Below are 19,821 nucleotides of genomic sequence, written 5' to 3'. Positions count from 1 at the left end.
TACTTATTTGCCAAAACTACGGCCTGCGCACCGGCTCGGGCCGCTGCTGGCGTTGCTGGGGCTGGCGGCTTGCTCGCCATTCAGCCTGCTGCGGCCCAAGCAGCGCCTGCTCAGCCGCGTCGAAATCAAGGGCATCGAGCAGGCCGACAAAGAACGGCTGACTGCGCTGGCCCAGCAAAAGCCCAACACCAAGCTGCCGCCCAAGCTGGCCATCTACCACCTGGGCTTCAACTTCTACGATTCGGTGCGCATCAAAAACAAGCTGCGCGAGATTGAAACCACTTACGCGGCCAAAATAAAAGCCGCTGGCACCGACTCGGCCCAACTGGGCAAGCTCATTGCCCAGCGCGAACGCAAAACCAAGCGCAAGCAATTGGCCCTCGACAAGGGCAACGCCTTTATGCGCTTGGGCGAAGCACCGGTCATCTACGACACGGCTCTCACTAAGAAATCGGTGGAGCAGATGACGACCTTTCTGCGGTCGCAGGGCTTTTTTCGGGCGCGGGTGTCGGCCACCGATACGGCCCGCTACCGGCGCGGCATCGTGCTGCGCGTCCTGAAAGCGGTAGGCTCCATTTTTCCCGGCAAGCCCGATTCGCTGGACGCCGCCAAGCAGTACCGCCGCGTGACGGTAACTTACAACATCAAGGAAGGCCAGCCGTTTCTTTACCGCCTGCAGACCCCCAGCATCCCCGATTCGGGCGTGGCCGCCGTGGTACGCCGGGGCCAGCCAGCCACGCTGCTGCACGAAAACGACCGCTACAACGAGGACCTCATCGGCCAGGAGCGTACCCGCCTCGAAACCCTCATTAAAAACGCGGGCTACTACGACTTCCGCCAGCAGTACATCACCCTCGAAGCCGATACCAGCTTCGAGAAGTTCACGGTCCGGCTGCGCACCTTCATCGCCAACCCCGCCCCGGGCCAGGGCCACCGGGTGTACACGTTGCGGCAGGTCCGTTTCATCACCGATGCCGGCGTGGGCCGCACCCTGCGTAGCGCCTCCGGCGACACCCTGCGCCGCGCCGGCACGCCCGGCGCCCTGCGCGCTCGCCCCAGCCTGGGCATTCGCACCGATACAGTGGTCACGGACTCGGTTCGTTTCGCCGCTTACGAGCAGAAATTCAGCACCGGCCTGCTGGCCAACAAGGTGCTGGTGCGTCCCGAGCAGCACTACAGCCTGACCAACACCATGCAGACCCAGCGCCTGCTGGCCGACCTGGACATGTTCCGGTTCAATACCGTGAACTACCGCAAGGTGCCCGACCCGCCCACCACCGACAGCACCAGCCGCCCTGGACCCGGCCAACTGGTGGCCGTCATCAACGCCTCGCCCGCGCCCAAGTTCTCGCAGACTGTGGAAGTGGGCGCTACCTACGTGGCCTACCTGCCCGGCCCGTTTCTGAACTACCGCCTGAAAACGCGCAACCCCTTCGGCGGAGCCGAGGTGCTGGAATTTGGTGTGCGGGCCGGCTTCGAGGGGCAGCTCACGCGCGTGGCCACCGACAACACGACTGACAACGTGTATACAACCCAGCTCGGGGCCACGGCGGCGCTGGTGCTGCCGCAGTTTCTGGTGCCCTTCCGCACCAATTATTTCCTGACGCGCTACAACCCCAAAACCCGCTTCTCGCTCTCCGAAACCTACGTGAAGCGTCCGGAATACATCCGGTCCAACTTCGAGTTTGCCTGGGATTACATCTGGCAGCGCTCACCTTTTCACCAGTATGTGTTTTCGCCGGTGGTCATCACGCTCGTGAACACGCCCTTTACCAGCGACTCGTTCAACGTGCGCCTGCGGCGCTTGCAGGTCACGGAAGGCTCGTCGCTCTACCGCTCATTCAGCAAGCAGGTCGAGCCGAGCTTCAGCTTCACCTCACTCTACAATTCCAACGATTTTAACGAAACCCGCGATGCCTCTTACCTGCGGCTTTTTGGCGAAATCGGCGGCCTCACCCGCGGGCTCTACCGCAAAAACCTCTACGAAGGCACCGGCCTGAGCGTGTACGATTTTGCCCGCATCAGCGCCGACTTCCGCCGCTACCATCGCCTCACGCCCCAAACTTATTTCGTGTGGCGCCTCAATGGCGGGGTAGTGCACGCCCTCACTAAAACCGACGACCCCACCACGCCCGAAAGCGACTCACAGTACATCATTCCCTACGACAAGTCATTTTTTGCCGGGGGCTCCACCAGCCTGCGGGCCTGGCAGCCGCGCCGCCTCGGGCCGGGCGGCTTCACGCCCCTGCGCCCGAGTGGCGGCCAGCTTGTGCGCGACTACCTCACCGAGCAGCCCGGCGAGCTGCTGCTGGAAGGCAGCGCCGAATACCGCTTCCCGATTTACGGCTTCTTCAAAGGCGCACTGTTCACCGATTTTGGCAACGTGTGGGGCTTGCAGGAAAAGAAGGACCCTGCTACCGGCGAGTACCTGCGCACCGGCGCGCAGTTTCAGCTCAACACTTTCTACCGGCAGATTGCCGTGGGCTCCGGTTTCGGGCTGCGCTTCGACTTCACGTTCCTGATTCTGCGCCTCGACATTGCTACCAAAATCTACGACCCCACCGCCCCCACGAGTGCTGATAAATGGGCCCTGCGCAACTTCGACACCAGTGCCAACCCCATTTCCTTCAACCTGGGCATCGGGTATCCATTCTAATGGATTGGTGGGTCGCGCTGGCCACAGTTTAGCGCAAAAAAGCCTCTCCGGTTTCCCGGAGAGGCTTTTGCAATTATTACACGCCGCTTTTCAGCTGTGTGTGAGGCAGCAGGCTAATATCCCAGCAGCTCGCCCAGCACCACAGCAACTTTAGCCGCGCTCGGCAGCATCTGCTTTTCCAGCTCCACATTCAAGGCAATGGCCGGCAGGTTGGCCGCGCCGAGGGTGAACACCGGCGCATCCAACGCCGTGAAGCAATGCCGCTGAATGCGTCCGGCTAGGCTTTCGGCAAAGCTGTTCATCAGCGGCTCTTCGGTGAGGACGAGCACCTTGCCATGGCGGCGGGTAGCGGCCGTCACCGCATCAAAATCAATCGGGTTGAGGGTGCGCAGGTCGAGGATTTCGATTTGGCCGGGGAAGTCGCGGCTGGCAGCTTTGGCCCAGTGCACGCCCATGCCGTAGGTCACGACCAGGGCGGTTTCTCCTTGGCGTAGCTTTTCAGCATCGGCAGCCTGCGCAATGGCGGCTACGCCCAGCGGAATAACGTAGCCCGCCGCCGGCTCCACAGTTTTGGCTTCTTCGGTGCCGGCCACCTTGCTCCAGTACAGGCCTTTGTGCTCCAGCATCACCACCGGGTTGGGGTCGAGGAAGGCCGCGCGCATGAGGCCCTTCATATCAGCCGCGTTGCTGGGATACACCACCTTGATGCCCCGAATGGTAAGCAGCGTGCTTTCGATGGAACCCGAATGATAAGGCCCGCCCCCGCCATACGCCCCGATGGGCACCCGGATGAGGGCCGGAATCGGGAACTTGCCCATGGTGAGATAGCAGGATTTACTGAGTTCCTCCACCAGCTGGTTCAGTGCGGGCCAGATGTAGTCGGCAAACTGAATTTCGACGATGGGCCGCGCCCCAACGGCCGCCATGCCCGCCGTGCTGCCCACGATGTAGGCCTCCTGAATGGGCGTGTTAAACACCCGTGCATCGCCGTACTTCTTGGCCAGCAGCGCCGCCTCGCGGAACACGCCGCCCAGCTCGCCGCCCACGTCCTGCCCGTAAAACAGGGCTTCGGGGAATTCCTGCAGTATGTCGTCCACGGCGTGCAGGGCGGCGTCCACCATCAGGGCTTTTTCGGCCCCGGCGGGGCTGCGCTCGCCAGCTTCTTCGGTGATGGTGGGCGGGGCAAATTCGTGGTCGGCGAAGGTGGCCGGGTCAGGGTTAGGCGCAGCCAAAGCCTCGGCCCAGTCGGCGCGCACGGTGGCGCGGGCCTCGGCCTGCAAGGCGGCCAGTTCCTCCTCTTGCATGCCCAGGGCCAGCAAGCGCTGGTGCAGGCGCGGCAAAGGGTCCTGCTCCTGGTGGGTGGCTAGGTCGGAGCGGTACCACTCGCGGCGCACGCCGCTGGTGTGGTGGCCCAGCAACGGGCATTTGGCGTGCACCAGCACCGGCCCGCGCCGGGCGCGCACGTGCGCAAACGCCTCGGCCAGGCCGGTGTGCGACGATTCAAAATCGGCCCCGTCCACCTGCATGCGGCGCAAGCCGGGGAAGCCGGCGGCAAAATCGTAGGCATTCATGGCGCGCATTTCGCGGCCCGTGGCCGAGATGCCCCAGTCGTTGTCCTGCACCAGGTACACGATGGGCAACTGGTGCAGAATGGCCATTTGCAGGGCCTCGGCCACCTCGCCCTCGGTCATGGCCCCGTCCCCGATGGAGCACAGCACTAGCGGCTTTTCGGCCAGCCAGCCCGCTGACTTATTCAACGACTCGATGGCCAGCCCCTGCTTTTCGAAGTAGCTGATGGCGTGGGCCATGCCCGTGGCCGGAATGGCCTGCATGCCTGTGGCCGAGCTTTGGTGCGGAATAATCGGGATGCCTGCCCTCCGCAGCGAGGGGTGCGAGTAGTAGGTACGCCCGCCACTGAACGGGTCGCCGGCTTTGGCCAGCAGCTGGAGCATCAGCTCATACGGGCGCAGGCCCAGGCCCAGCAGCATAGCGTCGTCGCGGTAGTAAGGGGCGGCGTAGTCGTTGCCATTCAGCAGGAAAGCGGCGGCCAGCTGCACGGCCTCGTGGCCGCGGGCGGTGGCGTGCACGTAGCGCGAGGCGGTAGCCTTTTCCTCTTCGTAGAGCGTGGCCATTTCGGCGGCCGTGTGCATCAGGCGGTAAGTGCGGCGCAGTAGGTTGGCGTCGGGCACTGGCGCGGCGGTGGCGGGCGCGGTGAAGGCCGAAGCGGCCGCGGCCGCAGCAGCAGCTACGCGGGGATTGGCAAAGTCAGCAGTTTCGGGAGCGGCGGGGGCAGCAAAATCGGACATTGGGGGCTGGGCGGGGTGAGACTGCAAAAGTACGTCCCGCGCCCTCGTCCGTATCTTTGGGGAGTTAAGAGTTAAAAGTTGGGAGTTAAGAGTGGTGCGTCACCGACTATAAAATGCACACTCTTAACCCCTAACTCCTAACTCCTAACTTTTAACTGCCAACTCCCCGCATGCCCTCTCCCACCATCCGTCCCGAAATTGAAGCCTGGCTGGCTGATTTTCAGCTTCGTCTCTGCCAGCAGCTCGAAACCGCCGACGGCGGCCCCGCCACTTTCCACACCGATGCCTGGCAGCGCGAAGGCGGCGGCGGTGGCCGCTCCAAAGTGCTGGAGCACGGCGCTATTCTGGAAAAAGGGGGCGTGGGATTCTCAGCCGTGTGGGGCGAAATGAGCGAGGCCGCCGCCCGCCAGCTGCACATGCCCGACCCGCATTTCTACGCCACCGGCGTGAGCGTGGTGCTGCACCCGCGCAGCCCGCGTGTGCCCATCATCCACATGAATGTGCGCTATTTTGAGGCCGGCAACGGCGAAGCTTGGTTTGGCGGCGGCATCGATTTAACCCCGATTTATGTAGACGAAGCACAGGCCCGCCGCTTCCATGAGCAGCTGCGCGCCGTGTGCGACCGCCACAACCCGGCCTACTACCCCAAGTTTACGCGCTGGGCCGACGACTATTTCTACCTCCCGCACCGCCAGGAGACGCGCGGCGTGGGCGGCATTTTTTTCGATAGACTGACCGTGGGCCAGGACGGCACCGCCGAGGAACTATTTGCCTTCATGCGCGACGTGGCCGAGCTATTCGGCCCGTTCTACACCCAGCTCATGGCCGAAAACCACGCCCTGCCCTTCGCCGAGCGCGAAGAAGCCTGGCAAAGCCTGCGCCGTGCCCGCTACGCCGAATTCAACCTGGCCTTCGACCGCGGCACCCGCTTCGGCCTCGAAACCGGCGGCCGCACCGAAAGCATCCTCATGAGCCTGCCCCCGCGCACCGGCTGGGCCTACAACCCCGCCCCGCCCGCCCCCGGCACCCCGGAGGCCCGCACCCTGGCCTGGCTCCGCAAGGGCGTAGACTGGTTGGCCGATGCTTGAGACTATCCAACAGCTTGACCGGCAGTTGCTGCTGGCCATCAACCACGCCCACAGCCCTGTGCTGGATGCGGTGATGGTTTTTGCCTCCAACCGTCTGGTGTGGTTTCCGGTCTACGCCGTCCTGGTTGGCTGGCTGATATATCATTTCCGGTGGCGGGCAGCCCTGCTACTGCCGCTGGTCATTGCTGCCGTGGGCTTGGCCGACAGCATTACCAGCCGGCTGTTCAAGCCATTTTTCGGGCGGCCCCGCCCCTGCCACGATGCCTCGCTCGACCACTTGCTGCACCTGCCTGATGGCTGCGGCGGGCAATTCGGCTTCCTATCCTCGCACGCCGCCAATTCCATGGCGCTGACAGTTTTTTTGGCAATAATTCTGCCCCCGGGTCGTTTCCGCGGGCTCAAAATCGGGGTATTCGCCTGGTTTGTGCTATTATCCTACAGCCGCGTGTATCTTGGCGCTCACTACCCCACCGACGTACTGGGCGGGGCTGCGGTGGGGGCCCTTATGGGTTGGCTGGCAGCAGTAGCTTTTCGGCGCTGGGCTCCCCATTGGTGGCCCGAGCAGGCGTAGCTTATTTATATTATGAGCCAGTCACAACGGCGGTTTCTATTCATATTATCCAGCACCCGCCGCCTCGGCAACAGCGAACAGCTGGCCTACTGCGCCGCGCACCCGCTGCCACCGGGCACCGAACAAAAGTGGATGCACTTGCTGGACTATCCGCTTCCCGATTTTGTCGACCTGCGGCACAGCGGCCCTTTCCAGCCACCCGCCGGCAACGCCCAACTGCTGCTTGAAGCCACCCTCCACGCCACCGATTTGGTGCTGGTGGCCCCGCTCTACTGGTACAGCCTGCCCGCACCCGCCAAGCTCTACCTCGACCATTGGAGCGCGTGGCTACGCACCCCGGGCGTTAATTTCCGCGAATACATGAAGGGCAAGACTCTGTGGGCCATCACGGTTAGCAGCGGCGAGCGTACCGAAGCCCAGCCTCTTGAAGACTCCCTGACCCTAACGGCCAACTACCTGCAAATGCGCTGGGGCGGCATCCTTTTCGGCACGGGTTCGCGCCCCAACGATATTCAGCTCGATGCCCCGGCCCTGCTCCGGGCCAAGTCTTTTTTTGCCGCCTCAAACAACGCGGTTTTGGCGGCGAACCCACCAGAGGTTGATATTCTAAAAAGCCCCGCTGAATAAACAGCGGGGCTTTTTAGAGTTTATTATTTAGCCGGTTTGCGGTTGCCGGTATGGCCATCGCCTTTATCGCCCTGGCCGGGCTTGCTGGTCTTTTTCGAGTTGTGCTGGTCGTCCTGCGAGAGCGACCGGTTCAAGTCGACAGACTGTTCAATCTCACCGTTCTCACCGCGCCGAATGTAGCGCTTATCGCCCGGATGGGGTTCGTTTAATTCACGTTTTGACATGGTGGCAAAGGAGTTACGTGGAAATACTCTTTCCTACGCACGCTTGCCAGCCGGGTTGCCGGCCTAGCGGCCCAGCAGCTTCGCCACGTACTTGCCCACGATATCAAACTCCAGGTTCACCGTTTCGCCGGCCTTCAATTGCTGAAAGCTGGTGTGCTCGTAGGTGTAGGGAATGATGGCCACCGTGAAGCCCGTGTCGGTGCTTTCGAAGCAGGTAAGGCTGGTGCCATTCACGCAGATGGAGCCTTTCTCCACGGTAAGGCGGCCGGGGCCAGCCTCGTGCTCGAAGCGGAACAGCCAGGAGCCGTCCTGGTCGGTCACGCTCAGGCAGGTGGCCGTGGCATCGACGTGGCCCTGCACGATGTGGCCATCAAAGCGGCCGTTGGCAGCCAGGCAGCGCTCCAGGTTCACATGGCGGCCGGGCTGCCACTGGCTCAGGTTGGTCACGCGCATGGTTTCATCAATGGCCGTCACGACGTGGGTACCGGCGGCCGCGTCCACAGCCACCACCGTCAGGCACACGCCGTCGTGGGCCACGCTCTGGTCAATTTTCAGCTCGGCCGCAAAGGGCGAGGCCACGGTGAAATGACGGTTGCTGCCTTGGTCTTCAACGGCAACGATGGTACCCAGGGCTTCAATAATTCCAGTAAACATGAATTGCGGAGTTAAGCAGATTGGTCAGATTTTGTGGAAAGCAACAGGCCAATAATCGGTTCTGCCGCTTCGCGCACACAAAGAACGGCACCCTGCTGCCAGAGTGCCGTTGGTGGGGTGATAACCGCGCAGTCGGCACGGAGGTTATTTGTCGCTCTTCTCGAAGGGCCGCCAGTCAAGCTCGCCGGGCATGCCGCCGGCTTTCTTGCGCAAGAAGACGGTCTGGTCGTCGTCCTCCCGTTTGCCAAAGGTCACATCGGCCCGACAATCCAGGCAACGCACCGAAGTGTATTTGAATTTGCCCTGGGCCACGCGGCTGGTCAGGTCCAGGTTATCGGACCCGCAGATGCCACAGGCGGCCACATCGGCAAAGCTCAAACGCTCGTATTCGGCCACCGTTTCGTGAAAGTTATTGCCTTGCACGGTAAAGTGAAACTGGCGGCGCCCGATGCGCTTGGTCGTCATCATTTGCAACATTTTACTACTCTGAAAGGGGTTAATTGATACTTTAAAAGTACGAATTATCGACCTCAAAAACAAGCTGATACCTCAAAATAAATACATAAAAAAAGGTGCCGTAAAGCACCTTTTTTTAGTGGCTGAAAACCTGCTTATTGCTGCACGAATTTTACCGTTCGCAGGGTGTTGCCCGCACTTACCTCGCATACGTAAGTCCCCTTCGCCAGCGGCCCAAGACGGAGCGGAACTTCCTCGCCGGTAGTAGCCGGCAGCTGCCGCTGCGCCACCACCGCCCCCCGGACATCCAGCACGCGCACGCGCAGCGCCTGGCCGCGCAGCACCGCCGGTACTACCAGCATGAGCGGGCCACTACCGGCTGGGTTGGGGTACAAGCCCAAAGCCCCCGCTGCAGCCGGCGAAACGGTGTCCAACGGGGCGTTCGGATGCAGGGCGTTGTAGGCAGTCACAAAATTGGGAATGCCGTAACCCAGCGTATTATCGGGGTTGGCCGCTTGCGTGGCGGTGCTGCGTAGGGCCACAATTACTTGCTGCGCAGTGAGCGTGGGGTTGGCCTGCCAGAAACCGGCCGCCATACCCGCCAGCACGGGGCAGGCAAATGAGGTGCCGTTGCCCCGAAAAGCGCCGCCATTAGGCGAAATCACGGCCGTAGCCAGCCCCATGGCCGACAGCGTGGGCTTGATGCGGCCATCGGCCGTGGGGCCATAGGAGCTGAAAAACGCATGATTCCCCAATGAATCCACGGCTCCAACGGTCATGATGGAATCGGCATCGGCGGGGGCCGAAATATAGTGCCAGGCGTGGTTGCCTTCGTTGCCGGCGGCACTTACCACCAGCATGCCTACGCGGGCAGCCATCGTCGCCGCCCGCGAGCTGATGGCATTGCGGCCAGTCATATCGGCATAGGTGTAGGACACCGAAGGCGCATCGAAATCGGTATATCCTAAGGACGAGCTGATAACGTCGACGCCCACCGAATCGGCGTATTCGGCGGCGGCCAGCCAGTTGGCTTCTTCAATTGGGTGCTCCGAATACACGTCCTCCGTGATGCACAGGTGGAACGTGGCCTTGGGCGCGGTGCCAACGAAAAACCCCGGCTGGTTAGCGGCCATGGTGGACAGGCAGTTGGTGCCGTGGTCGCTGCGGCCGTACACGCTGGTGCCGCCATCCACGAAGTTGCGGGTGCTGGCCAGGCGCTGTTCCAGAAAGAGGGGCTGCAAGGCCGAAATCTGGTCGGCCCCGGGAAAGCCCGCGTCGAACACGGCTATCTGCATGCCGTCGCCCCGGAAACCGGCATCGTGCATGGCCAGCGCACCAATCTGCTGGTTTTGGCGGTAGGCCGGGCCGTACTGGGCGCGGGTAGCCGCCGGATTCTGCGCGGAGGGTTCGGGCAGCTGCGTGGGTGCGGTGAAGGGCCCCGGCACGCGGGCGCTCCGGTTGAGGGTGCTGGCGCGGCTCACCTTGGGCAGGGCCATGATGCGGCCCAGGGTAAGGGAATCGCAGGAAACCACGGCCGCATTGAACCAGCGGGACGTGTATAGCACTTGCGGCGCACCACTCACGGCCCGAATCTGGGCCACGTAGGCGGGGTTCACGGGCAGGTCGCGGGGCAGCACGGCGATGCCCTGCCGGCTGCGCCGGGCCAATGACCGGGCCGACAAAAAAGCCTGCGGCTGCGCCACCGAAAACGGCGTACCGGCCTTATCCCGGAAATACACCAGATGGCGGCGGACGGTACCCTGCGCCTTGGCCGGAACGACTGCCAAAGCATTCAGCGCGCAGGCTACCATGCCCAGGCTCACCCATTTAAACGTAGAAGGCACCATAAGTTGCGGTGGACAGCGAGGGTAATAAAATCAGCGGCAGGCAGCCTAATTTACTTTGTATTCAATCAGGGTTTCGCGGCGCGAATAGCCAAAGGTGTACGACTTGGGCACGAAAACGACATTGCCCCCACCGGAGCTTATGTAGTAGTAATTGGAAAAGCGCCGCTTACGCCGAAAAACCGGCCCCACACCCTTTGCAAATACCTGCTGATAGGTGTTCACATAATACGCGTCATCGGCCTGCGCCGTGCCTTCGTTGGTGGTGGTCACGGTGGCCGGGTAGGCTGTCGTAGTGCCGCTTACGGTGGTGCTGAACGGCTCCCCCACATGGCGGTAGCGCCGGGTTTCGGCTGTCACGGTGTCTTCGGAGTTGTTACTGTAGGCATTGAAATTCCACAAGCGGCCTTCGCGCACCGGAAAAATCAATTCCAGTGTGCGAAGGTTGTTGCGGTTAAGAATGACCGACTGCGCCGACGGACTCAGGATAAACACGCTGTCATCGACCCAGGCCGCCGTGGGCGACAGGCGTTTGGAGCGCACCAGCCGGTAAGACGTTTTACCGGCCGCATCGGTGAAGGTACTGGCAATGGTTTCCCGGAACTGAAAGGCATTTACCGTAGCTACGCTGGGCGTTACCTGGGAGCCCTGGCCGCTGGCCGGGCTCCAGGTAGTATCGGCCACGGCGTAAATCCAGTAATTACCGACGGCCACCGGGTAATAGCCCAAGCCTGCATCGGGCAGGATTTCCACGGTGTTTTCTTTGCAGCCGACAGCGCTAAGGGCTAATGCGCCCGCTGCCAAAACCAGGCCGGCCCGGCGGGTAGCTGCCGGCAAATTCCAGAAAGAAAACAGTTGATGCATGGATAGTGAGCAGCGGGTTGTGGAAAGGAATTAGTGACCAGCCGTGGCCGGAGCGGCAAAAGGTAAGGGAATTTCGCCGATTACGTGGCGCTCAATCCAACCGCCGCCCAGCACGTCCTGGCCGTCGTAGAACACGGCAGCCTGGCCGGGCGTGATGGCGTGTACGGGCTCTTCGAAATAAACGCGGATTTTGCCGTCCACTTCTTCCAGAAACGCCGGCGAGCCGTCGTGGTTGTAGCGCACTTTCACTACGGCCGGCACCAGGCCCAAGCCCGTTAGGTTGGCCAGTTTGCCCATGTTCAGCTTGCCCACCACGGTGGCCGTGCTGGCCAGCTCGTCGTAGTTGCCGAGTACCACTTCGTTGGTATCGGGCCGGATTTCGAGCACAAAGGCGGGGTAGCCCAGCGCCACGCCCAGCCCTTTGCGCTGCCCGATGGTGTAGAACGGGTAGCCCTCGTGCTTGCCGATAACACGGCCGTTTTTGGTCACGAAGTTGCCGCCAGCTACGCGCGCCTCCAGGCCCGGCACGCGGCGGCGCAGGAAGCCCCTGTAGTCATTGTCGGGGATAAAGCAGATTTCGTAGCTCTCGGGCTTGTTCACCAGTTCGGTGAAGCCGCGCCGGCGGGCTTCGTCATAAATTTCGGTTTTGCGCATGCCGCCCAGCGGAAACAGCGTGCGGCTCAGGCTCTCCTGGCTCACGCCCCAGAGGGCATAGCTTTGGTCTTTGTTTTCGTCGAGTCCTTTGCTCACCACGAAGCGGCCGGTTTCCTCATCCTTGCGGATATTGGCATAGTGGCCCGTGGCAATGTACTGGCAGCCAAGCTGGTCGGCGCGACGCAGCAAGGCATCCCACTTGATGTGGGTGTTGCAGAGCACGCAGGGGTTGGGCGTGCGGCCAGCGAGGTATTCGTCGGTGAAGTTGTCGATTACGAAGTCGCCAAACTCGTCGCGGATATCAATGATATAATGCGGGAAACCAAGCGTCACGGCAATGTCGCGGGCGTCGTTGATGCTATCGAGCGAGCAGCAGCCGGTTTCCTTTTTGGAACCGCCGGCGCTGGCGTAGTCCCAGGTTTTCATGGTCATCCCGACCACTTCGTAGCCTTGTTCGTGCAGCAGCACGGCGGCCACGCTGCTATCAATTCCGCCGCTCATGGCGACGAGGACTCTTCCTTTTACTTCGGTATTCATATTAGTGGTGCAATTCACCCGGAGCTTTAATGGTTCCGGCCGGCACCTGCAAAGGTACGCCGGTCATTGCGAGGAAGCCTGTTATCGTGAGGCCTCGCCTGTCATTGCGAGCGCAGCGAAGCAATCCATCTTATTCTCAGCGACCAACCTTCTAATGTGACCAGTTCAAGTAAGAAACCCCGGTACTGCGCAGTGCCGAGGCTTTCTGGTAAAGAACAGGTCTGGTTTTGAGAGGACGGATTGCCACGGGCTTCGCCCTCGCAATGACAGCCGCAGGCACTTACTTCCCCCGTCCTTCCACAATAATCTTGAGCGTGTATAGCAACACGCGGAAGTCCATCGCCAGGCTCATATTTTCGATGTAGAGAATGTCGAATTTGAGCCGTTCTACCATCTGGGCTACGGTTTCAGCATAGCCGTATTTCACCTGGCCCAGCGAAGTAAGGCCCGGCCGCACGCGGTGCAGGTGGCGGTAGTGGGGCGCGATTTTCACAATCTGGTCGATGAAAAACTGGCGCTCCGGGCGCGGGCCCACAATGCTCATGTCGCCCTTCAGCACGTTCCAGAACTGGGGCAGCTCATCGAGCCGCACCTTGCGCATGAAGCGGCCCCACTTGGTGATGCGCGGGTCGTGGTCGGAGCTCAGGGCCGGGCCCATCTTCTCGGCATCGGTGAACATCGAGCGGAACTTGATGATGCGAAACGGGTGACCGTCGCGCCCGATGCGCTCCTGCCGGTAAAACACCGGCCCGGGCGACGACAATTTCACCATCACGGCCGTGAAGGCGTAGACCCACGAGGCCAGCAGCAAGAACAGCGCCGAGCCCACCACGTCGATAATCCGCTTGAGCATCACCTGCCACACGGGCAGCAGGTCCTGCTTGATTTCGATGAGCGGAGTGCCGAATAAGTGGTTGACCTTCACGGAGCCCAGCAGCATCTGGTAAAGGTCGGGCAGGATGCTGACGCGGGCCGGCGTGCCTTCCAGCAGGGCTAGTATGTCCTGAATAAGCAGGTGCTCGCTGGGCTCGATGGCGATGACGACCTGCTCGATTTTGAGGGCCCGCACCAGGGCCGGCAGGCGCTGGTAGGAGCCTCGGGCGGGCAGCTCGGCGGCCAGGGCGGGGTCGATGGTGTCGCCCACCGGCGCGAAGCCTACCAGGCGCAGGCCTAGGTGCCGGCTGGTGCGCGAGAGCTCATGAAAGGTATTCAGGGCCAACGCATTGGACCCAACCAGCAGCGTGGGAAAGAAAATCTGCTGCTTGCGAATCTGGCGCTGCACACTGCTCACGGCCACGGTGCGCAGGATGGCCGTAATGAAGAAATGCAGCAGATAGTACGCGGTAAAGGTCTTGTAATAAGCCCGGTAATTCACCACGCCCTGGTCGTCGAGCAGCAGGGTAAAGAAAATGACCACCGCGCCCAGCATGGCCACGCGCGCCAGCCGCAGGATTTCGCCCAGGCGCGACTTGCGGTAAATGTCTCGGTACTCGCCCACCAGCGCGTAGAGCACCGTCCAGAAGATGGCAATAAACACGGCCGACCCGGTGAGGTCGAACAGCACGCCTTCGGTGAAGTGGTAGCCGGTCAGCTCGTTGAGCAAGTATTTGCGCACGAGGTAGAAACACATCCAGGCAACCAGCGCCGCGCCAAAGTCGGCGGCAACTAGCTTGATATATTGAAATCGACGAATTAACTGCAAAACGGCGGGTGGGGTAGTATTTTCGCGGCCTGTGGAGAAGTACCAATCCGGACAAAGGTAGGGAAGGCCGGTAGTTGTCCGGCAGCTTCTGTTGGGGGCGGCCAATGCCCCCAAGTCCTTGGGTTCGGCTTTTATTCATTACTTTTTAACGTTTTATTATCTCACCGCTTCAGGATACTTATCGCCATCAGGGGCAGCGGCGGGCGCTGGCCCGCGAGCTGCGGCGTCGCGGCATTCACGACGAGCGGGTGCTGCAGGCCATTGCCACCGTGCCACGCCACCTCTTTTTTGCGCCCGCTTTCGAAGCTCACGCCTACCAGGACAAGGCGTTTCCTATCGGCGAGGGCCAGACGATTTCGCAGCCCTACACCGTGGCATATCAGACCCAGCTGCTCAACCTGAAGCCCACCGACCGGGTGCTGGAGGTAGGCACCGGCTCGGGCTACCAATGCGCCGTGTTGCTCCAGCTCACGCCCCACGTCGACAGCATCGAGTTCAACGAGGTGCTGTTTACTAGGACACGGCAATTGCTGGCGTCGCTGGGGGCTGGCGGGGCCGGACTGTACTGCGGCGACGGCTCGGTGGGCCTGCCCGACCGTGCCCCTTTTGATGCCATTCTGGTCACGGCCGGGGCACCGGGGCTGCCCCCTGCCCTGCTGCGCCAGCTGCGCGTGGGCGGCCGCCTGGTGATACCCGTGGGTGGCAGCCAGACCCAGCGCATGGTGCGCGTGACCCGCGAAGGTGCCGAGGCCTTTGTGCGCGAAGAATTTGAGGATTTCCGGTTTGTACCGCTGCTCGGGGTCGGGGGGTGGCGCTCGTAATATTCCGCTTCATTCTTTCCCCATTTATCCGGTGTAATTTGCCTGCAATTACCCCGCCTGCTTCCCCCAGATGCAGGGCCGGGCAGTTTTATTTTTCCATCCCCTTTTCTCTCCAGCTTTTTCCACCCGTTTTCGCTGCTTATGATGAAAATGTTACGCCATTTGAAGGGCGGGCTGCTCAGCGCGGCCTTTGCTCTGGGCGGCCTCGTGGCCACGGCCCAAACGCCGGAAGGCGTGGTGCGGAAATACCCCGAACACCAAACCGGCTACCGCTGTGCTTTCGACAGTGCCCAGCAGGCAGCTTTTGCCCGGCAGCCGGGCGCAGCAACTGCCTACCGCGCCTTCCTCCAGAATGTGGTCCGGATGCCCGCCGCCACCCAGGCCCGCCTGCTGGCGGCTCCGGACGTGACGGTCCCCATTGTGGTACACATCATTCACACCGGCGGCAGCAACAACATTTCGGATGCGCAGGTAAATGATGCCCTGCGGGTTATCAACGAAGACTACAGCAAAACCAACCGCGACACGGCCGACGTGATTCCGGCCTTCCAGTCGTTGTATGCTAACATCGGCTTCCGGTTTCGCCTGGCCAAAAAGGACCCCAACGGCAACTGCACCACCGGCATCACCCGCACGTATTCGACCGATACTAACATTGGCGACGACCGGGTGAAAAGCCTGATTGTGTGGCCGCAGGACAAGTACCTCAACATCTGGGTATGCACCAGCGCCAATGGAGCCGGCGGCTACGCCTACCTGCCCTGCTCGGGCGGCACCGCCGATGGCATTGTGATTCGGAACGCGCAGTTTGGCAGCATTGGCACCTCGGGCGGCAGCAACCTGGCGGTGCGCTCCCTCACCCACGAAATCGGCCATTACTTTGGCCTGCCCCACACCTGGGGCGGCAGCAACACGCCGGGCCTGGCCAGCAATTGCAGTATCGACGACGGCATTGCCGACACGCCCAACACCATTGGCTGCCAGCTGAGCTGTAGCGCGGCCTACGGAGGCGGCACGGTGCTCTACAACTTCAACGCCTGCGGCCCGCTGGCCAACGTGCAGAACTACATGGACTACTCGGGCTGTACGCGCATGTTCACCCTGGGCCAGCGCGCCGTGATGCGGGCCTCGCTGCAGCTCGGCTGCCGGCAGGTGCTCACCAGTGCCGCCAACCTAGTGGCTACCGGCACCAACGACGGCTATGTGGCGCCCAACTGTGCCCCGGTGGTGGCGTTTCAGGCTTCGGCCACCACTATCTGCGACGGTTCGACGGTGACGTTTACCGACTACTCCTACAATGCTAGCCTGACGGCGGCCACCTACGCGTGGCAGTTTCCGGGCGGCGTGCCGAGCACTTCCACCCTGCGCAACCCCACGGTGACGTATCCCACGGGTGGCCTTTTTGATGCTACGCTGACCGTGACGGCCGGCGGTGCCACGGGCACGGCTACGCGCACGGGCCTCGTGCAGGTAATCGGGGGCAATTCCGGACTGGTGGGCGCGGTGGCCGAGTCATTCGAAGCGCCCGGCTTCCCGGCCAATTTCACGGCTCCCGACCTGCGGAACTGGACCAGTTCCTCGAACGCCGCCACCACGGCGGCGCGGTGGATTCGGCGGACCAGCACGCCCGGCGGCTTGGCCGTGAGCGACGGCACCGCTTGCGTGCTGGTGCCCAGCTCGGTGCTGACGGCCGGCACTCAAACCATGCTCACGTCGCCCAACATCAACCTGAGCGGCCTGACGGCGGCTGACCAGCCGGCGGTGACTTTTGACCGGGCCTACGCCCTGCGCACGGGCCAGGCCAACGAGTCGCTGGCCGTGCAGTTCAGCAACGACTGCGGCCTGACCTGGGCCACGCAGCGGAGCTTCTTCTCGCTTGCGCTCAACACCCGCGATACGCTGCGCACCTACGGCTACACACCCCTGGCTGCCTCGGAGTGGAAAGGCCTGCGGGTAGACATTCCGGCCAGCTACCTGACCAACCACTTCCAGGTGCGCCTGACCATGCTGAGCAATGGCGGCAACTACATCTACCTCGATAAGCTAGCCGTGGGGGCCTCCCCGCTCCTGGCCACGCGCTCGGGGGCCGGCAGTACGGCGGCCCGGGTGTATCCCAACCCGCTCACGGCAGAATCGGTGGTGGAATTTAGCCTAGCCGCCCCCGGCCCGGTCGAGCTTCGACTGACCGACCTGCTGGGCCGGCCGGTAGGCGCCGTCACGCGGGCGGCCGGCCGGGCCGGCGTCCAGACGCTGCACCTGGTGCCGGCCGGCACCGCTCGCCCGGCCTCCGGTATTTATCTGGTTGAACTGCAAACTGCCAATGCGCGTTCGACCAACAAAGTTGTGATTCCCTGATGGCAGCGGTGGTGCTGCGTCACCGGGACGTCGCAGAATTAAGGTTTTTTCGGTAAATTTGAAAGCCCCGCGTTTGGAGCAAATTCTTTTTGCGGCCCCAGCCGCCATTTTCTTTCCTCGCTTCTAAAAAACCCAAATTTTCTCCTAATTTTTTCTCATGTTGAAAAAACTAATACCCACGGCGCTGACCTTGGCATTGGCCTTGAACGGTCTGAGTGCCAGCGCTCAAAATACCGTTAACGAACGCAGCCCCAACTGGTGCGGCGCCGTGGCCGAGCAAGAGCGGTATTTCGTAGAGCACCCCGGTGCCCGCGAAGCCCAGCGCGCCATGTACAAGCAGCTGGAGGCTATGGCCGCCACCCAGCAAAACAAAACGTCCTACGTGACCGATGTAACCATTCCGGTGGTTGTGCACATCATTCACGCCGGCGGGAGCGATAACATCAGCGACCGGCAGATTAACAGCGCCATCGACCAGCTGAACATCGACTACCAAAAACTAAATGCGGACACGGCTAATACGGTGCCCGCTTTCCGGGCGCGGGCGGCGGCCATTGGCTTCCGGTTTCGCCTGGCCAAGAAGGACCCCAACGGCAACTGCACCAATGGCATCACCCGCCACTACGCGCCTAGCCTGGTGAACGACGACCAGAGCGGAGCGGTGCAATCCCTCGTTATCTGGGACCGTCAGCGCTACCTCAACATCTGGATTGTGAGCAGCATCGGTACGCCTTCAGCTGGCGGCATCGTGCTGGGATATTCCAACCTGCCCCAGAACTCTACGGCGCAGCGCGACGGCTTTGTAGCCCGTGGCGACTGGTTCGGCAACACCGGCACCAGCTCGCCCGCCCGTGCCCAGAGCCGCACCGCTACCCACGAAATCGGCCACTACTTCGGCCTGAGCCACCCCTGGGGCCAGACCAACAACCCCGGCACCGGCAACTGCAGCGGCGACGACGGCGTGGCCGACACTCCCACCACCGACGGCACCTTCAACTGCGACCTGACGTACTCGCCCTGCACTGACCCGGCTACCGGCCAGCGCATTCTGGCCAACGTGCAGAACATCATGGACTACGCGGCTTGCCCCACCATGTTCACGCAGGGCCAGAAAACCCTGATGCGCAACGTGCTGGCTACCCGCCCGGAGCGCACCGGCCTCACCACCCAGGCCAACCTGATTGCTACCGGCACCAATGATGGCTATGTGGCCCCCGCCAGCTGCGCCCCGGTTGCGGCCTTCGCGGTTGCATCGGGCTCTAGCACCAGCGTGTGCATCAACACGCCCGTTACGCTGAACGACTATTCCTATAACTTCTCGTCGGGCGGCGGCGCACTCACCTATTCCTGGTCGTTCCCCGGCGGTACGCCGGCCACGGCCACCGGTTCTACGGTCTCGGTATCTTACGCTGCAGCCGGCTTCTATCCCGTGACCGAAACCGTGAGCAACAGCGCAGGCAATAGCACCAGCACCGTGACCAACTACATCCGGGTAGAAGGCCCGACGGGCGGCGAGACGGCTCCCTACACGGAGTCGTTTGAAAACGCCAGCTTCCCGAACCTGTTTGCCGACCCCACGCTGCGCAACTACACCTCTTCGGGCTTCACCAGCGCCGGGGTGGCTGCTCCTAACTACCGCTGGGTTCGCCAGGCAAACGTACCCGCTGCCACCGGCACCGGCTACCTGATTGTGCAGGACCGGGTTATTCCGGCCGGCGCCACCAGCCAGCTCATCACCCCCAACATCAACCTCGCTTCGGTACCCCGCCCAGCTACGCTGAGCTTCTCGCGGTCCTTCGCCCTGCGCTCCTTGGCCAGCAACGAGCAGCTGCGCATTTCGTTCAGCAACGATTGCGGCGTGAACTGGTCGACGCCCGCCGTGCTCAACGTGACTGACCTCACCACTCAGGGCCTCACGCCTATCGATGGCTTCGTGCCCACCAGCAGCGCCGATTGGCAGACCACTACGGTAGCCATTCCGGCCCAGTTCCAGGGCAGCGGCCTGTTCAAAGTGCGTTTCCAGATGGTGAACGGCACCACGGCCGGCAACAACTTCTTCTTCGACAACCTGCGCATTGCCGGCCCGCTGGCCACCAAAGCCGACGCCCTTGCTAGCCGCGGCATCAGCGTGTACCCGAACCCGATGACCAACGAAACGGCTGTGCACCTCAACCTGACGGCCGCCACGCAAGTAGCGGTGCGCCTCACCGACGTGCTGGGCCGCAACGTGGTTTCGCAGCCCGCCAAAATGTATGGCGCTGGCCAGCAGACCGTCTCGCTGCAAAGCGCCGGCCACGCCCTAAAGGCTGGGATGTACGTGGTGCACATCTCGCTCGATGGCGAAACCTTCACCAGCAAGCTCAACGTGGAATAGTCCCGCGTCCGGCATTTTATTGCTGCTTGAGAAAAGCCCCGTCCGAAATCGGACGGGGCTTTTTTTGGGTGCTGGCCCCCGCTGCGCT

Annotated in this window: 15 protein-coding genes; 7 read left to right on the top strand and 8 right to left on the bottom strand. The window is 62.2% G+C overall.

Features of this window, described 5'->3' with window-relative positions; genetic code table 11:
* Positions 1-7 precede the first annotated feature (7 nt).
* A complete protein-coding gene (gene tamL, locus I7X13_RS03345; RefSeq protein WP_198074349.1) occupies positions 8-2,656 on the top strand; it encodes a translocation and assembly module lipoprotein TamL in 2,649 nt (882 codons plus the stop codon).
* Between the two features lie 113 nt (positions 2,657-2,769).
* On the opposite strand, the gene I7X13_RS03340 is transcribed toward tamL, so the two are convergent.
* On the bottom strand, positions 2,770-4,962 hold the full coding sequence (locus tag I7X13_RS03340; RefSeq protein WP_198074348.1) for an alpha-ketoacid dehydrogenase subunit alpha/beta: 2,193 nt from the start codon (positions 4,960-4,962) through the stop codon (positions 2,770-2,772).
* Between the two features lie 170 nt (positions 4,963-5,132).
* Between I7X13_RS03340 and hemF the strand changes: the two genes are divergently transcribed.
* From hemF to I7X13_RS03325, 3 genes are read left to right on the top strand one after another with little or no spacing between them, the layout of a single operon-like run.
* On the top strand, positions 5,133-6,050 hold the full coding sequence (gene hemF, locus I7X13_RS03335) for an oxygen-dependent coproporphyrinogen oxidase (protein WP_198074347.1): 918 nt from the start codon (positions 5,133-5,135) through the stop codon (positions 6,048-6,050).
* Positions 6,043-6,621 carry a phosphatase PAP2 family protein gene (locus I7X13_RS03330; RefSeq protein ID WP_198074346.1) on the top strand — a complete coding sequence of 193 codons (579 nt, stop codon included), beginning with the start codon at positions 6,043-6,045 and terminating at the stop codon, positions 6,619-6,621. Before hemF ends, I7X13_RS03330 begins: the two co-directional genes overlap by 8 nt.
* Positions 6,622-6,633: 12 nt before the next feature.
* Complete coding sequence (locus I7X13_RS03325) at positions 6,634-7,248, top strand: flavodoxin family protein (RefSeq protein ID WP_198074345.1); 615 nt, start codon at positions 6,634-6,636, stop codon at positions 7,246-7,248.
* A gap of 23 nt (positions 7,249-7,271) precedes the next feature.
* On the opposite strand, the gene I7X13_RS03320 is transcribed toward I7X13_RS03325, so the two are convergent.
* From I7X13_RS03320 to I7X13_RS03290, 7 genes are all read right to left on the bottom strand, one after another.
* Positions 7,272-7,472 carry a hypothetical protein gene (locus I7X13_RS03320; RefSeq protein ID WP_198068343.1) on the bottom strand — a complete coding sequence of 67 codons (201 nt, stop codon included), beginning with the start codon at positions 7,470-7,472 and terminating at the stop codon, positions 7,272-7,274.
* 63 nt (positions 7,473-7,535) lie between these two features.
* Positions 7,536-8,126, bottom strand: a complete 591-nt coding sequence (locus I7X13_RS03315; RefSeq protein ID WP_198074344.1) for a riboflavin synthase — start codon at positions 8,124-8,126, stop codon at positions 7,536-7,538.
* A 144-nt stretch (positions 8,127-8,270) separates the two neighbouring features.
* Entirely contained in the window at positions 8,271-8,603 is a 333-nt protein-coding gene (locus tag I7X13_RS03310) for a hypothetical protein (protein WP_198068341.1), read from the bottom strand.
* A 134-nt stretch (positions 8,604-8,737) separates the two neighbouring features.
* A complete protein-coding gene (locus tag I7X13_RS03305; protein WP_198074343.1) occupies positions 8,738-10,429 on the bottom strand; it encodes a S8 family serine peptidase in 1,692 nt (563 codons plus the stop codon).
* Between the two features lie 45 nt (positions 10,430-10,474).
* Positions 10,475-11,290 (bottom strand): hypothetical protein, encoded by an 816-nt coding sequence (locus I7X13_RS03300; protein ID WP_198074342.1) that lies wholly within the window; start codon positions 11,288-11,290, stop codon positions 10,475-10,477.
* Positions 11,291-11,320: 30 nt separating this feature from the next.
* On the bottom strand, positions 11,321-12,481 hold the full coding sequence (gene mnmA / locus I7X13_RS03295) for a tRNA 2-thiouridine(34) synthase MnmA (protein ID WP_198074341.1): 1,161 nt from the start codon (positions 12,479-12,481) through the stop codon (positions 11,321-11,323).
* A gap of 280 nt (positions 12,482-12,761) precedes the next feature.
* A complete protein-coding gene (locus I7X13_RS03290) occupies positions 12,762-14,183 on the bottom strand; it encodes a sugar transferase (protein WP_233454644.1) in 1,422 nt (473 codons plus the stop codon).
* A 158-nt stretch (positions 14,184-14,341) separates the two neighbouring features.
* Here I7X13_RS03290 and I7X13_RS03285 point away from each other — a divergent pair, with 158 nt between their 5' ends.
* From I7X13_RS03285 to I7X13_RS03275, 3 genes are all read left to right on the top strand, one after another.
* On the top strand, positions 14,342-15,004 hold the full coding sequence (locus tag I7X13_RS03285; protein WP_198074585.1) for a protein-L-isoaspartate(D-aspartate) O-methyltransferase: 663 nt from the start codon (positions 14,342-14,344) through the stop codon (positions 15,002-15,004).
* Between the two features lie 141 nt (positions 15,005-15,145).
* The gene (locus I7X13_RS03280) at positions 15,146-17,359 is read left to right on the top strand and encodes a M43 family zinc metalloprotease (RefSeq protein WP_198074340.1); all 2,214 of its coding nucleotides are present in this window, start codon (positions 15,146-15,148) and stop codon (positions 17,357-17,359) included.
* A 157-nt stretch (positions 17,360-17,516) separates the two neighbouring features.
* Positions 17,517-19,733: a M43 family zinc metalloprotease gene (locus tag I7X13_RS03275; RefSeq protein WP_198074339.1), complete on the top strand. Its 2,217-nt coding sequence runs from the start codon at positions 17,517-17,519 to the stop codon at positions 19,731-19,733.
* Positions 19,734-19,821 lie beyond the last annotated feature (88 nt).

Origin of the sequence: Hymenobacter negativus, assembly GCF_016056375.1 — a bacterium.
Taxonomy (GTDB): domain Bacteria; phylum Bacteroidota; class Bacteroidia; order Cytophagales; family Hymenobacteraceae; genus Hymenobacter; species Hymenobacter negativus_A.
This window is presented reverse-complemented; position numbering and strand designations above follow the sequence as displayed.

What these genes read in the sequence shown, in the direction of transcription:
- I7X13_RS03340 (WP_198074348.1), bottom strand. Translation starts at nt 4,962, where the DNA reads ATGTCCGATTTTGCTGCCCCCGCCGCTCCCGAAACTGCTGACTTTGCC.
- mnmA (WP_198074341.1), bottom strand. Translation starts at nt 12,481, where the DNA reads ATGAATACCGAAGTAAAAGGAAGAGTCCTCGTCGCCATGAGCGGCGGA.
- I7X13_RS03315 (WP_198074344.1), bottom strand. Translation starts at nt 8,126, where the DNA reads ATGTTTACTGGAATTATTGAAGCCCTGGGTACCATCGTTGCCGTTGAA.
- I7X13_RS03300 (WP_198074342.1), bottom strand. Translation starts at nt 11,290, where the DNA reads ATGCATCAACTGTTTTCTTTCTGGAATTTGCCGGCAGCTACCCGCCGG.
- I7X13_RS03275 (WP_198074339.1), top strand. Translation starts at nt 17,517, where the DNA reads ATGTTGAAAAAACTAATACCCACGGCGCTGACCTTGGCATTGGCCTTG.
- I7X13_RS03320 (WP_198068343.1), bottom strand. Translation starts at nt 7,472, where the DNA reads ATGTCAAAACGTGAATTAAACGAACCCCATCCGGGCGATAAGCGCTAC.
- I7X13_RS03280 (WP_198074340.1), top strand. Translation starts at nt 15,146, where the DNA reads ATGATGAAAATGTTACGCCATTTGAAGGGCGGGCTGCTCAGCGCGGCC.
- I7X13_RS03310 (WP_198068341.1), bottom strand. Translation starts at nt 8,603, where the DNA reads ATGTTGCAAATGATGACGACCAAGCGCATCGGGCGCCGCCAGTTTCAC.
- I7X13_RS03305 (WP_198074343.1), bottom strand. Translation starts at nt 10,429, where the DNA reads ATGGTGCCTTCTACGTTTAAATGGGTGAGCCTGGGCATGGTAGCCTGC.
- I7X13_RS03330 (WP_198074346.1), top strand. Translation starts at nt 6,043, where the DNA reads ATGCTTGAGACTATCCAACAGCTTGACCGGCAGTTGCTGCTGGCCATC.
- hemF (WP_198074347.1), top strand. Translation starts at nt 5,133, where the DNA reads ATGCCCTCTCCCACCATCCGTCCCGAAATTGAAGCCTGGCTGGCTGAT.
- I7X13_RS03325 (WP_198074345.1), top strand. Translation starts at nt 6,634, where the DNA reads ATGAGCCAGTCACAACGGCGGTTTCTATTCATATTATCCAGCACCCGC.